This is a genomic window from Streptomyces spirodelae, from assembly GCF_017676385.1.
Classification (GTDB): Bacteria; Actinomycetota; Actinomycetes; order Streptomycetales; family Streptomycetaceae; genus Streptomyces; species Streptomyces spirodelae.
In genome coordinates this window covers 248,305-261,931 of record NZ_JAFFZN010000004.1, presented here as the reverse complement: position 1 = coordinate 261,931, position 13,627 = coordinate 248,305, and the positions used below count along the sequence as shown (strand labels likewise).

Sequence of the window (13,627 nt, the reverse complement as noted above, 5' to 3'; positions counted from 1 at the left end):
GCCTGACCTCCATGGATGACCTCCGTTGTGTCGTCAGGGACGGTGCCGCGCCAGGTCGGTGAGCGCGGCGGCGTACGCGTGCAGGGCGAGGCCCTGGCCCCAGGGCTGGATGGTGTCGTCGCGGATCACGGAGTAGCCGAAGGGGACGAGTTGGAGGACTGTGCCCGCGCTCGTGCGGGTGAGCGTGCCGTCCTCGGCAACGTACGCGTGCAGTCCGGCGAGCGCGCGCCAGGCCGATGCTCGCAGGCGCTCCGGTTCGATGCCGAGTGCCGCGGCGCGGAACATCGCGGCCGTGATGCCTGCCGTGCCGGAGGTCTCGAGGATGCCGCGGTTCTCCGGCTGCCCGTCGACCAGAACGTCCCACACGCCGTGCGCGGGCTGATGGTCGGCCAGCGCGAGGAGTTGACGGCTCAGCAGGACGCGGACCCGGTCGGTCATCTCCGGGTCGGCACCGGCACGGGGCGCCGCTTCGAGGTACTCGGCGGCCGCGAGCGCCGTCCAGGCGTTGGCCCTTCCCCAGAAGCACCAGATGGTACGGCCCTCGTGGGAGCCGTGCGCGTAGAGGCCGGTGCCCGGGTGCTGCAGCACCTCGGCGTGCGCGAGGATCTGTTCGCCGGCCTCGGTGACGAGTTCAGGGCGAGCGGTGTGCAGGCCGCAGCGGATGAGGAACGTGCCCGCCATGTACACCGTGTCCGCCCATACCCCACCGGGCCAGTGCTCAAGTGCACCGCCCGGCGCCCGGGTGACCTCTGGGGCGTGCCGCAGCCAGTGCAGCAGCCGGCGGCAGCCGTCGGCGTAGCGCTGCTGCTGGGTCATCCCGTACAGGTCGGCGCAGGCGGCGCCGGGTGCGAGGTGGTTGATGTGGCCGGGTTCGATGCCTTCGCGCAGGTGCCGGTCGACGAACGCGGCGACGAAGGGGCGGGTGGGCGTTCCGGTGGCTTCGGCGAGGCGCAGCATTCCCTGGAGCACGACGCCCTCGCCCCAGAACCACTGGGTGAGGCCCATCGTCTCGGCCCGGTCGGCGATACGTGCGGCGGTGGAGGCGAGCAGCGCCGGCTGCAGGTCCTCGGGGGCGGCGGGCGGCAGCGGCGCTTCGGCCAGTGCCGCCTGGCTGGTGTCGAGGCCGCGCGCGGCGGTTACCGGTGTCATGCGTCCTCCGTCCCGGTCACCTTGCGACCCCACTGGAGGTCGATGACGTGTGGTGCCGCGCCCGCCGGTGCCGACGGAGCGATGGTCAGCGTCGCGTCTGTGAACTCCAGGCGTGCGCAGGGGTTGTCGAGCTGCGGGACGGGGGCGACGGTTCCGTCCTCGGCGAGATCGGCGGGGCGTCCGTCCACGGTGAACGGCCCGTCCCAGCTGAGAGCCAGCTCGGTGCCCTCGAGGGTGCGGAACCCGACCCGGTCGGGTCCGAACCGGGGGGTGCCGAGTGCGCGCGCGAAGTCGCCGAGTTCGCCGTGGAGGGCGCGCCGCCCAACCGTGCACACCCAGGCGGTGCCGGGACCGCGCGGACGCAGCTCTTGCCGCGCTTCCGGTCCCGCGTCCGCCAGCAGCGCGCCGTCCTCGGTCGCGAGGGCCACATAGCCGTCCCCCTTGCGTCCCACCGTCCACACGCCGTATTGCAGCCACTCGTCGAACTCGGCGACCGGGAACCACGCGTGCGCGTAGCCCATCGCGTCGTCACCGGGGATTCGGTACAGCGCCAGGACCGTCCCCTCGTGCTGGCGGGCCCTGGGGAGGAGGCGGTTGCCGGCCCACGCGTTGGGGCGGGCCGAGGGGGATGTGGAGGCGTTGGGTGCGTGGGTGACGTAGACCTGTGTCTCGGGTCCCAGTGTGGCGCCCCAGATGTGCTCCTGGAGTCCGGGCAGCCCCGGACGGTAGTCGCCCACGCAGGAGAGCATCGCGTCGGGAGTCTTGTAGACGGTGAGGTCGGAGGCGTACGGGCGCGCGAGGAGGTCGTGGGTGGGCCGGTACTCCCCCCGGTAGCTCTGCCGCCCCCACCAGCGTTCGGGCAGGTGGTGTGCGGTGTGCCGGATGGCGTCGGGCATCCGGTAGCGGACCGCGGTGGCGACCGCGGCAGCCGGCAGCACAGCCTCGTTCAGCGCTCCCGTGCCGAAGCACACCCACATGATCGGGGCTGTCTCCTCCAGTCGGGAGGAGCGCAGGGTGGACACGTACGAGCGGCCGTGGGCGCAGCCGTGGATGCCGCGCCAGGAGTTGGCCGCGAGGCTGAACAGCACCCGGTCGGCAACCCCGGCGGCGAGCTGGACGACCTCCTCGTCCTCGGCGTATTCGACCAGGGTCACCAGCGCGAGCAGGTCGATGGCGAGGTAGGCGTTGGAGTCGAACTCGCTGAATCCGCCCGCGAGTTTGCGGCGCATCCATGCCACCGCCATGCTCCGGGCGTGGGCGGCGTGCCGCGCGCCGGTCCAGCCCGTGTTGGCGAAGGCGCTGTCGGCCAGCGCCGAGCCCCACAGCAGTTCGGCCGTGTGCCAGACGAGCTGGTGGTTCTCGGTGAAGTAGCACATGGCGTCGAGGCCGGGCTGGTCGATCCAGAACTTGAATCCCAGAATGGCGGCGCGCACGCGTGCGCGCAGGCCGGCTTCCCAGCGGTCGGCGGGTATCCGGTGCCAGAGGTGGAGGAGGCCAACGGCTTCGAAGTCGGCGCAGTCCGCGCGGTTGTCGATCATCCACAGGGCCCTGGCCAGGCCGGAGGCTGTCACCTGGTACGACGGGTCGCCGAGCGCGCGGGCCAGCTCGCCCGCTGTTCCCTCCGTACGCGCGGCGTGCCGCAGGAACTCCGCACGCCGCTCGGCGCGGGGGCCTTCGGGGGCCGCTCGGTAGCTGCTCGGCAGCACGGCGACGGGGAACTCCCGGTACACCGGGCAGCGGTCGTCGTCCATCGCGATCCGCAGCACGGTCGTCCCGGTGGACAGCATCGACGCGCTGCCGGTGCCTCTCTCATCCTTCTCGGCGTCGGCAGCGCTGGTGTCATGTCGTTCGGGGTCCGCGGCGTCGCCGTGGTCGCCGTGGTCGCCGTCGAGCCGTACGGTCGCGCGCCCGGCGGTCAGCCGGACCCGACGGGTACGCCCCGCCCCGTCCACCCGCAGTGCTGCACCTTTCGGGCCGGTGATCGTCACCTCGCCGCTGGTCGTCCCCCACCGCGGGACGCCCACGGCGTCCAGGATGCGCTCCGCCACGGCGGAGGTGTGCTCGCAGGCGCCCTTGCTCGGCACCACGACCCGGACCGGCAGGCCGTGGACGCGCAGCCGCACCACATGGCGGCACTCCCGGAAGGCGACCTGCCACGTGGCGACGACCACCGTGGAGGTTCCGGAGGGCAGCCAGACCCGTACGGACTGCTCGGCGGGTTCCATGTAGGTGACCGTGCCGGACTCGCCGGCCAGCTCACCGTTCACGAACAGCAGTACGGGCCCGGTGGCGGCCAGGCGCAGCGTCCGCCACTCGGCCTGGTCGACCTCCAGGACACAGGCCGCGAGGGCCGTACGGTACTCCGGGGTGAAGCAGAACTCGCTCCAGTCGACCAGGCCGTCGGCCGGTGTGTGGACGCGCCGCCAGGTCCCGGTGTGCTCGGTGCCGTCCGGTCCTGTGCAGCGGACCGGGCCGCCCTCCAGGGGCGGGGTGGTGACGGGTTCCCTCCGCAGCGGGCGGTGCCGGTGGAGCTCCTCCTTCAGGGGGGTGACGTCCGGCCCGTTGGTCAGCTGCCACCGGCCCCGCTCCCCCCAGGGGTCTCCCTCGGTGGCGAGGTACTTGTCCAGGTCGTCAGCCGGTCTCCCCCAGGCGGGGCTGATCAGCCAGTCCCGCACGGTGCCGCGCGCGTCGAGCGCGTGCACTGTGCGCCCGGCGTCCGCCGGATGCCGGATTCCGGCATCACCGGTCTCGTTGCCTTCCTGCATACGTGGACTCCTTGTTGGGCTGCTGGGCTGCGTTGCCGTACTGGCGACGGACTGCTTCGTTGCCAGTACTGGGCGACGGGCTACTTCAGGCCGGTGCTGGCGATGCCGCGGACGATGTGGCGCTGCAGCACCAGGAAGATGATCACGACGGGGAGCATGCTGACCACGGACATGGCCAGGATGTAGTTGAACGGTGCGACGAGCTGGCTGTTGAACTGGGCCAGGGCAACGGGCAGCGTGTACTTCGACTGGTCCTGGCTGATGATCAGCGGCCAGAGGAAGTCGTTCCACCGCCACATCACCGAGAAGATCGTCACGACGGCGATGGCCGCACCGCTCAGCGGTACCACGATCCGGGTGAAGATGCGGAACTCTCCGGCGCCGTCGATCCGGGCCGCGGCGATGAGTTCGTCGGGGATGGTGAGCATGTACTGGCGCAGCAGGAACACCCCGGTCGGGGTGGCGGCGGGCGGGATGATCAGTCCCCACAGCGAGTTCACCAGCCCCAGCTGCGCGGCCATCTGGTAGACCGGAATAAAGATCAGCTGAAGCGGGATCATGATCGTGCCGAGGACGACCAGGAACAGCAGGTTCCGGCCGCGGAAGTTGTATTTGGCCAGGCCATAGGCGCACATCGTGTTGATGACGACGGTGAGCAGCGTCGCCCCCACCGTCACGATGACGCTGTTCTTGAGGTAGAGCGCGAAGTCGAAGGAGCTCAGCGCCCCGGTGTAGTTCTCCGTGCGCAGCGAGGAGGGCAGCGGCGACGGGGGCACCTGGGCGAGTTCGCTCTGCGATTTGAAGGACGACAGCACCGCCCACACGACAGGCGCCAGAACCACGATGGACAGGCCGATCAACACGGCGTAGGCCAGGACGCGCCCCGCCGTCGGGGTGGGACCGTCGCCGATCGAAGTCCACCGTCGGGTGCCACGAGTGCCGCGAGCGTCAGGGGTGTCACGGGAGCCGCGGAGGGCCGTCAGGCTCATGCTGACTCCTTCCGCTGGTTGTAGAGGTAGTTGATCACCGTCAGCGCGAACACTGCGCAGAAGAGGACCACGGCCGCTGCCGCCGCGCTGCCGTACTGGACGGGAGACTGGAAGGCGTGCTCGTAGATGTACTGGACCATGAGCGTGGTCCCGCCGACCGGGCCGCCGCCGGTGAGCGTCCAGATGTAGTCGAACGCCTGGAACCCGTTGATGAGGCTGAGAATGACCACGACCATCGTGGTCGGCCGCAGCAGCGGCAGCGTGATGAGCCGCAACTGCTGCCAGCCCGAGGCGCCGTCCATCCGGGCGGCTTCGTAATAGGTGGAGTCGATGCCCTGCAAGCCGGCCAGGACGATGAGGACGTAGAAGCCGACGTGCAGCCAGAGGCCGACGAAGATCACCACAGCCATGGCCAGGGTGCTGTTCACGAGCCAGCCGGGCTGGCCCAGACCGGCGGCGCCGAGCAGCGAGTTGAGCAGCCCGTTCTTCCGCTCGAAGATCCACCCCCAGATCAGCCCCACCACGACCGGCGATATCACGACCGGGAGGAAGAACACGGTGCGGAAGAAGGCCCGACCCTTGATCCTCTGGTTGAGCAGCAGGGCGAGTCCGATCGACACGACGGTGGTGAGCGTCACGAAGAACACGGCGAAGACCACGGTGTGCCGAGCCGCGCTCCAGAACTCGGCCTCGCTGAGCATCCCCTGGTAGTTGCCGCCGCCGACGTAGGTGAAGTCCCGCCCGTTGCCGCTGTCGTACATGCTGATGTTGAAGTTGTTGATCGCCGGATAGATGACGAACAGACCGAAGATCAGCATGTTGGGCAGGACGAACAGATAGGGCGCCACCCGCTGGTTCCACGGCTTGACGGACCTGCGGCGGTTGACGGACTTGCGGTGGCCCGACTGCGGCACGGCGGGGCCGACCGTGCGCCGGGGCGCCATACGGGCCGTCGAGGTCACTGGGCGTCCTTGAGCGCCTTTTGTGCTGCCGCCCGGATCGCCTCGACCGCCTCCTTGGGTGAGCTGTCGCCGGCGAGCACCTTGGCCAGTTCCTTGACGGACGCGTCGGCGGTGGCACCGAAGGCCGGGCTGTAGGCGCTGCCGTAGGCCGCCTGCGGGGTGCGCTTCACGTCGTCGAGGAAGGTCTGCATGTCGGCGTCGCGCACCGGATACTTCACTCCGGAGGAGATCAGATCCTTGCGAGTGGGCAGGAAGTTCGCCTCCTTGGCCAGCTTCTCCTGGGACTTCTCGGAATTCATGAAGGCGATGAACTCCGCGGCCAGCTTCTGGTGCTTGCTCTGCTTGAACGAGGCCATGAACTTGCCGCCCGGGAAACCGCCGCACGTCTTCCGGCAGGGGTTCGGTGCGGCGGCCCAGCTGAACTTGGCGCCCTTGGCGAATGCGCTGACCTGCCAGTTGCCGCTGAGGTACACCGGGGTCTGCTGAGCGAGGAAGATCTCGTTGGCGGCCTTGTATTTCGTGCCGGCCTGCAGCCACAGGTCCTTGGGCATCGTCCCGGAGGCATTGAGTTCGGCGAAACGCTTCACCGCAGCTGTCGCCTTCCCCGTGTCCATCGCCGGCTTCTTACCTGTCTTGTCGAAGAAGTCGGTGCCGTACTGGCTGAGCATGGTCGAGAAGCGGTGCCCGGAGACGTCCATGGCAATGGCGTTCTGGGTCTTGTTCGCGGCCTGTACCTTCTTGGCGTCCTTGACCATCTCGTCCCAGTTCCAGGGTTTCTTCGGGTCCGGGAGGGGCACGCCGGCCTTTTTGAACTGGTCGACGTTGATCAGCGGGCCGTTCATCGTGAGGTCGCTGGGCACGGCGAGCAGTTCGCCGCCCTTCCCCGTGACGTAGGCATCGGCGCCTTTGAGGAACTTCCCGCCCAGGGCGCCTTTCTGGAACTTGTTCAGGTCGAGGAGATCTGCGCGGAAGGGGGTGATGTCGGTCAGCCGGGCCACGTCCGGCGCGTTGTTCCCCGACAGCCGTGCCTGCAGCCGCTGTTCGAGGTTGTCGAAGGGGACGATCTGCAGATTGACCTTGGCGCCGGTCTTCTTCTCGAACTGGTCGATCAGGTCGCGGGTCGCCTGCTCGTCCGGGCCGTCGGTGAAGTAGAGGTACGTCAGCTTCTTGTCGTCGGCCTGCTTGGTCTTGCTGCCGTCCGAACTGCTGCCGGGCGCACAGGAGGCGAGGAGGACGATCGCTGCGGAGGCGACCGTGAGCGATATGCGTGGAGATCTCATGTCAGGAACTACCTCCGAAATCAACGGCATTGGCTTGTCCCACGAAGCCCAGCCGGCGGGATATCGCCAGTGCCACCTCAGCAACGCGCTGAGCTGCCATGTCCTGTTTGCCGAGCATCCGCTCCCGCGGACCGGCAACGCTGATCGCACACAGTGGCCACCCGCGCTCGTCACGGATCGGCGCCCCGAAGCACAGCACGTCGGGCTCGTTCTCGCTGTCGTCGATCGAGAACCCCCGGGCGCGGGTCTCGTCCAGCTCCGCGCGCAGCCGAGCCGGGTCGGTGAGCGTGGTCGGGGTGTAGGCGGGCAAGGGAATCCGGTCGACCAGAGCGTCGGCCTCGTCGAGCGGCAGAGCGGCCAGATACGCCTTACCCAGCGAGGTGCTGTGGAGGTCACGGCGCACTCCCAGCAGCCTGCGGACCGCGATGGAGTGGTCGGTGACGTCCTCGTGCGCGATGTACACCATCTGGTCGCCGTCACGTACGGCCATGAGCGCGGCCTCGGACAACTCCCGTGACAGATCCCGCAGGTGTGCCTGCGCCGCCAGGAACGGATCGAAGCCGCTCAGTGCGGCCATACCGAGGGTGACGGTGCGCTGCCCGAGCACGATGTCGTCCGCGTTGCCGTCCCAGTCCACATAGCCGCGTTGCCGCAGCGTTCCGAGGATCCGGTACGTGGCGCTGCGGGAGAGATCCAGCCGCTCCGCGACCTGCGCCGCGCTCAGCGAACGCTCGGTGCCCAGGAGTTCCAGGATCGCGAGTCCGCGCTCGAGCGTCCCCGGCCGGCGACCCAGATCAGCGGATCCCGACTGATGGTGCTCCTCACTCATTTCCACCCCCATGCCGACCCGATGAGCGGGTCATATGTTCGATGAATGGGAGGGAAACTAATGTCACCGGTCAGGGGTGTCAATGGTTGGTGCAAGCTGCGCCCACATTCGTGCGGCCCACTCCATTCAGTGGCGCCGCGACGGTGGCGTCTTTGCGGGTGCTCGTCCTGTCCCGTGCGGTGCTCGACTCCGCGCAGGCGGCGGAGAAGAGGGAAGCGAACTCGCAGGTCGCGGCCTCGCCGACCGGGGTGGACCAGGTTCCACGCGTGGGGCCTGGCCGAGGCTCATGGTCACGAGAGGGCTCGAGCGGACCCCGCTCCAAACGCACCGGCACCTGGAGGCAGCGCTTCGTCATGGGCAGGCGAGCACGGCGAGGTCGTGGGCGCACCAGGCCGCCCAGGCTGTCGCCGGTGAAGGCCGCGCACGGTTCCAACGGCCGCGCCGGCCGCGCAGCGAGGGCGGTCTAGGATTGGCCGATGCAGCCCTTCCCACCACCGCGGATACCGGCGAACGAACTGCGGCCCGGCCGTCACTGGTATGTGACGGCGGCCGCGATCGCCGTCGTACTGATCACTCTGGGCGCCGCCCTCGGTGTGTACCGGTTCAACGATGCGATCGACGCGGTGGACACCCACAACCAGTTCGCCAACGGCGACACCGTCACCCTGCGGCTCGAGCCGGAGAGCGAGAAGACGATCTGGGTCAAGTACCCGGGCCGGTCGCCTGGCCCGGAGTGCGACATCACCGGTCCGGGCTCCCCGAGCCTCACCGATCCGGGACTCGAGGTGTTCCTCACCCGTGACGAGAGCTGGACGGCGCTCTACACCATCGATGTGCCGCGAGCAGGCGACTACTCGGTCACCTGCTCGTCCCAAGCACTCTCCCGCTACGCCTTCGGGGAGCCCGAAGGGCTTGTCACGTTTACGGGCTGGCTGATGTTGGCCATCGCTCTCCCCGTTCTCGGGGTCATCGTCTGCGCCGTCATCGTCCTCGTCACCGCCGTCCGCCGCAGCCGCCACCGCAAGCTGCTGCGCGCCGAACGCTACGGCTCCGGTGGTGACCACTCCGCGCGCCCCGGCCCAGGGGCCGGTGCCGGTGCCGGTGCAGCGGCCGGTGCCGGCCGACAGTGAGCGCCGCCTTACAGCTCAGAAGCCGAACAGCTGGGTCCAGGTCCGATCGCCCTCGGCCAGTCCGAGACCCATGGTGGTCAGGTCGCAGTTGAGTATGTTGGCACGGTGGCCCTCCGATTTCATCCACGCTGCCATCACGTCCTCGGGTGATGCCTGTCCCCGGGCGATGTTCTCGGCCCCGGGTGTCCGGTATCCCTGGGCCTTGGCCCGGTCGCTGAAGCTGCGGCCGTCCTGGCTCGTGTGGTCGAAGTAGTTGTTCGCCGACATGTCCTCACTGTGCAGCTGCGCGGCACGGGTGAGGCGGTCGTCGGACTTCAAGGGGCGGCACCCCGCCTTGGCCCGCTCCGCGTTGGCAAGCGCCAGGACCTGCCCGACGGGCGTATCGGCCCGTTCGACGGTCGGCGTGGGTGTCCGCTCGGGGCGGGGCGGAGCCTTCTTCGTCTTCGGCGGAGTCGGCCTGGGCTTGGGCTTCGGCTTCTTGTGCGTCTCACGCGGCCGGGGTGAGTGGGACTTCTCCGGCGACGGCGCGGTCGAGGCCGGCGGCGAAGAGGATGTCGCGGATTCGGGGTCGGCCGCGGACCGCGTCGTGTCCCGGTGCCCGTCCTCGTCCGGCGTCAGCCCGTTCATGACCCCGATGGTTCCGCTCGCGAGCAGCGTGGCGATCGCGGCGGCCAGCCCGGTGGTCCGGCGTCGCCTGCGTATACGTTCTCGTTCGCGGCGGCGGCGCCGACTGTGCGAGCCGGTGCCGACCACCGCCAGCTGTGCGGCGGAGCCGGCGCCGTGCCCGGAGAGCGTGGCCGTGTCGCCGGAGGCGCTGAACGCCGAGAACGCGACGGGGTCCGCAGCGCCGTAGAGGGAGGCCACAATCCCTGCGCCGGTCAGCGCAGCACCCACGGGCACCAGGCCCAGGCCCACCAGCAGCCCTTCAGCGGGTACCAGCCCGACCTGGTATCCCGAGCACACGCCGCACTCACGGACGTGCCGTGCGATGCGCTTGCGCCACAGCGCAGAGGGGCGCCCGTCCCAGTTGTCCGTCACCTGGTCGAGGCGAGCACACGGCGGTACGGCGGACAGCGCACGCACCACCAGGCGGGCGGTCTCCAACTGCGCCTTCATCCGCTGCACACGCACCCCCGTGTGCTGCGGCGACAGTTCCAGAGCGGCGGCCACCTCCGCCCGGCTCAGCTCGCCCGCGGCCTCCAGCCACCACAGCGACAGGAGCGCACGGTCGTCGGTGTCGAGCCAGCGGGTGGCCTGCGCCACCTCTCGCCGTTGGCCTTCCAGTCCGAGACGGACGATCGTCAGATCCACGAAGTCCGCGCCGGGATCGGCCACCTCGTGGGCGTCGTGCAGACCGAGATCGGCCGGTGCGGCTTGCTGCGCGGACCAGTAGGTGCGGACCTGGTTCATCGTGATGGCCACCAGCCAGGACCGGAAGCCGAGCGGGTCCTTCAGCGAGCCGAGACCGCGCAGCGCACGGAGCATCGTCTCCTGTACGACGTCATCGACGTCGGCATGCCCGTTCAGCGCCCGGCCGACGATGTTGTACACCAGGGGCAGATGAGAGCTGACCAGCTCATCCTGTGCCCACACCACACCGCGCTGTGCCGCCTCGACCACCGCACGGTCGGCTTCCCCTGTCGCTGCCACGCCCGTCCACTTCCCTTCCGAGTCACGACATTCTCTGTCCGACACAAGAGGAGACTTCGGGCCGGGGGCCGTCATAACAGAAAACGGCTCCCGGCTCCGTACGGCCCGGGGGCGGCCGGTAGGGCTCGAAGGGGTGTGCGGATCGGCTGCCTTCCTTCGGCGGGCAGGCAGATATCCGGTGGAAGCACCTGCCGGACCGCCTTCGCGGATCTGTCGGAGAGCGCGGAGCCTCCGGCCTTTGACATGCCGAGACGCAGACGGCGGGGGATGGTGGATGAGGGGACGACGGCGAGCCGGTGTCCGCCCGGCATCCGGTGAGGAGAGTGAGGGACATGAAGGGTCCGCTGGTGGTGGGCGTCGATGGATCGGACGGCAGCCTGACTGCCCTGGACTGGGCGGTGGAAGAGGCGACACGGCGCCGGCTGCCGCTGCGCATCGTCTACGCGTCGCTGTGGGAGCGCTACGAGGGCGCGCTGCCTTCGTTCACCACTGAACGACCGGCTGAGGAGGTCGCGGCGCAGCACATCATCGCCTCCTCGAAGCAGCGTGCCCAGCAACTCTCCGCGGACTTGCAGGTCAGTGCGGTGACCGTGGCGGATGAGGCGGCCACCGCGCTCGTCGAGGAATCGCGGGAGGCGTCCGCGGTCGTGTGCGGCTCCTCAGGACGCGGAAGAGTCAAAGAGCGCTTGCTGGGCTCGGTGAGCCTGGCGGTCGCGGGGCGCGCCCACTGCCCGGTCGTCGTCACACGCGGTGAGCAGTCCAACATCCGGGGCATGGGCCACAGGGTCGTCGTCGGTGTGGGAGAGGCGGACGAGGGCGCCACTGCTGTGCGCTTCGCCCTGCGTGAGGCCGAAGCCCGCGGGTGCGAACTGGTGGCCGTGCGGGCCTGGCGCAGTCCTCAGCACCCCACGGACTCTCTGGGCGCACTGGACTCCGGCGCAAGAACATACGGGGATCAGGCGGTCGGCGTCCTGGACGAGGTACTGGAGGCGACGACGCCGGAGCACCCGACGGTGCCTGTGCGACGTGCGTCCGTGGAAGGGCCGGCCCACCGGGTTCTCCTCGGGCCCTCGTCCGAGGCGGATCTGCTGGTTGTCGGCGCCACGCGGCGAGAGGGCCAGTTCGGCTTGCAGCTGGGCCGGGTCAGCCACACGGCACTGCACCAGGCGGCCTGTCCTGTCGCCGTCGTGCCCCATCGCTGACCGGCGGCTCGCCGGCCACCGGCCCCCGGTGCGAGGCCGCTGGCGCGGGCGTGAACCGCCGCAGGAGCCACGCTGGGGCCGCTCCCCCGCGACCTGTGTCACGCTGCGCAGTCACCTGCGCGCAGTGGATGAGGAGAGCTGGTGCCGCCACCCGATCGGCCTGCGCTTGAGGACACCGGGAAGCACCGGGAAATGGGAGGGATGGATCACCAGACGTCCGGCCCGTCACCTGCTCCCCCAGCGCGGCTGTGGGGGCATCAGCCAGTTCAGCGTCCGGGCGATGTCGCTGGGCGCGACGATGCCGACGACCCGGCCGCCGTCCAGCACGATCGCCCGGTGCTCCGCGCCGGACTCCATCCGGGGCAGCAGGTCCGGGAGCAAGTCGTCCGGGGCTACGGTGACGGCCTCTGCCAGTGGCAGCATCACCTCCCCGACCTCGGTCGTTTCCCGCTGGTCCGTTCGGACATGCTGAGCCCGCTCCAGAGTCATCAGACCGACCGCCTCGCCCACCGGGTCCACCACGGGGAAGGCCGAGTGCCGGTAGCGGTACCTGGCGTCCGAGAGGAACCCCGAGACGGTCAGCTCGGCGGATACCGTGACGGGCTGTTCCGTCATGGCCCTGCGTACGGGAACTCCCGCCAGAGTGCTGCGGAGCTGCGCCTGCCGGCCTTCCGCGGTCGCGGCAGAGAGCAGGAACCAGCCGATCAGCGCCAGCCAGAGCCCGTCGAAGACCCTGGTCGCCAGAAAGAGCAGCAGCCCTCCGACGATGAGCAGCCAGCCGAACGCACGTCCGGCCAGGGTGGCCCCGATCGCCGCCCGCAGCCGGTCCCCGGTACGCCACCACAGGACGGCCCGCAGCAGACGGCCACCGTCCAGCGGCGCGGCGGGAATGGCGTTGAAGAGGGCGAGCAGCACGTTGATGACCGCCAGCCACGCCACCGCCTCCACCACGAGCCGGGGAGCACCCAGGAGGTGGACGAGCCAGGAGCAGAGCCCGAAGCCCACTCCGAGCAGGAGACTGACCAGGGGGCCGACGCCCGCGATTCGCAGTTCCGCTCCGGGCTGCGACGCTTCGGACTTGAGCCGTGCCAAACCGCCCAGCAGCCACAGCGTGATGTCCTCCACCGGCACGTCGTTGCGTCGGGCAACGACCGCGTGCGCCAGTTCGTGGGCGAGGAGCGAGCTGAAGAAGAGTACGGCTGTGCCCAGCGCGATCACCCAGTACAGTGCCTCGGCACGGCCGGGATCGACCTGCGGGAAGCGGCTCCTGGCCAGGATCCATGCGACGAGGGCGAAAACAAGCAGGACGCTCCAGTGAACGCCGATCCGCACCCCGGCGATCCGTCCCAGTGGAAGAGTTGCCCGCACGTCCGTCTCCCTGGCTCGGCGTGTCCGATGCTGTGTTCGCGCCGCGCGCCGGTCATGTACCTCCGCAGGGCCGGCACTGCTCGCAGGCGCCGGCGGTCCCGCATCCCGGTGCACCGCCGGGCCGGGCGTGGAGGCGGCAGAACGACGCCCTGTGGCCAGAATGCGCGGAGCGGTGCTCAACGGCACCCGCAAACCCCCGCTGCGGCACGGCCCGGTGACGCCGCGCGGGTGGGGGCGCACGCGTCGGAGGAGACGCAAAACGCGGTGGTCCCCGCTGAGCGCGCTGCCCCCGCTTCTCGGGCT

At 69.8% G+C, this 13,627-nt stretch carries 10 protein-coding genes; 2 read left to right on the top strand and 8 right to left on the bottom strand.

Annotated elements, in window-relative coordinates:
* Positions 1 to 33: 33 nt before the first annotated feature.
* From JW592_RS07010 to JW592_RS06985, 6 genes are all read right to left on the bottom strand, one after another.
* On the bottom strand, positions 34 to 1,149 hold the full coding sequence (locus tag JW592_RS07010; RefSeq protein ID WP_209264033.1) for a glycoside hydrolase family 88 protein: 1,116 nt from the start codon (positions 1,147 to 1,149) through the stop codon (positions 34 to 36).
* A complete protein-coding gene (locus JW592_RS07005; protein WP_209264032.1) occupies positions 1,146 to 3,914 on the bottom strand; it encodes a hypothetical protein in 2,769 nt (922 codons plus the stop codon). The genes JW592_RS07010 and JW592_RS07005 overlap by 4 nt, the downstream gene beginning before the upstream one ends.
* A gap of 80 nt (positions 3,915 to 3,994) precedes the next feature.
* Entirely contained in the window at positions 3,995 to 4,903 is a 909-nt protein-coding gene (locus JW592_RS07000) for a carbohydrate ABC transporter permease (protein WP_209264031.1), read from the bottom strand.
* Complete coding sequence (locus JW592_RS06995) at positions 4,900 to 5,865, bottom strand: carbohydrate ABC transporter permease (protein ID WP_209264030.1); 966 nt, start codon at positions 5,863 to 5,865, stop codon at positions 4,900 to 4,902. Before JW592_RS06995 ends, JW592_RS07000 begins: the two co-directional genes overlap by 4 nt.
* Positions 5,862 to 7,145, bottom strand: a complete 1,284-nt coding sequence (locus JW592_RS06990; RefSeq protein WP_209264029.1) for an ABC transporter substrate-binding protein — start codon at positions 7,143 to 7,145, stop codon at positions 5,862 to 5,864. Before JW592_RS06990 ends, JW592_RS06995 begins: the two co-directional genes overlap by 4 nt.
* Position 7,146: 1 nt before the next feature.
* Positions 7,147 to 7,974 carry an IclR family transcriptional regulator gene (locus tag JW592_RS06985; RefSeq protein WP_209264028.1) on the bottom strand — a complete coding sequence of 276 codons (828 nt, stop codon included), beginning with the start codon at positions 7,972 to 7,974 and terminating at the stop codon, positions 7,147 to 7,149.
* A gap of 476 nt (positions 7,975 to 8,450) precedes the next feature.
* Between JW592_RS06985 and JW592_RS06980 the strand changes: the two genes are divergently transcribed.
* Positions 8,451 to 9,104 (top strand): hypothetical protein, encoded by a 654-nt coding sequence (locus JW592_RS06980; RefSeq protein WP_209264027.1) that lies wholly within the window; start codon positions 8,451 to 8,453, stop codon positions 9,102 to 9,104.
* A 15-nt stretch (positions 9,105 to 9,119) separates the two neighbouring features.
* Here JW592_RS06980 and JW592_RS06975 read toward each other — a convergent pair whose 3' ends face one another.
* On the bottom strand, positions 9,120 to 10,754 hold the full coding sequence (locus JW592_RS06975) for a sigma-70 family RNA polymerase sigma factor (protein ID WP_307805310.1): 1,635 nt from the start codon (positions 10,752 to 10,754) through the stop codon (positions 9,120 to 9,122).
* A gap of 332 nt (positions 10,755 to 11,086) precedes the next feature.
* On the opposite strand from JW592_RS06975, the gene JW592_RS06970 reads away from it, so the two are divergent.
* Positions 11,087 to 11,956 (top strand): universal stress protein, encoded by an 870-nt coding sequence (locus tag JW592_RS06970; RefSeq protein WP_209264025.1) that lies wholly within the window; start codon positions 11,087 to 11,089, stop codon positions 11,954 to 11,956.
* 225 nt (positions 11,957 to 12,181) lie between these two features.
* Here JW592_RS06970 and JW592_RS06965 read toward each other — a convergent pair whose 3' ends face one another.
* A complete protein-coding gene (locus tag JW592_RS06965) occupies positions 12,182 to 13,324 on the bottom strand; it encodes a site-2 protease family protein (RefSeq protein WP_209264024.1) in 1,143 nt (380 codons plus the stop codon).
* Positions 13,325 to 13,627 lie beyond the last annotated feature (303 nt).

Coding starts and splice junctions, on each gene's coding strand:
- JW592_RS07010 (WP_209264033.1), bottom strand. CDS start 1,149: ATGACACCGGTAACCGCCGCGCGCGGCCTCGACACCAGCCAGGCGGCA.
- JW592_RS07005 (WP_209264032.1), bottom strand. CDS start 3,914: ATGCAGGAAGGCAACGAGACCGGTGATGCCGGAATCCGGCATCCGGCG.
- JW592_RS07000 (WP_209264031.1), bottom strand. CDS start 4,903: ATGAGCCTGACGGCCCTCCGCGGCTCCCGTGACACCCCTGACGCTCGC.
- JW592_RS06990 (WP_209264029.1), bottom strand. CDS start 7,145: ATGAGATCTCCACGCATATCGCTCACGGTCGCCTCCGCAGCGATCGTC.
- JW592_RS06985 (WP_209264028.1), bottom strand. CDS start 7,974: ATGAGTGAGGAGCACCATCAGTCGGGATCCGCTGATCTGGGTCGCCGG.
- JW592_RS06980 (WP_209264027.1), top strand. CDS start 8,451: ATGCAGCCCTTCCCACCACCGCGGATACCGGCGAACGAACTGCGGCCC.
- JW592_RS06970 (WP_209264025.1), top strand. CDS start 11,087: ATGAAGGGTCCGCTGGTGGTGGGCGTCGATGGATCGGACGGCAGCCTG.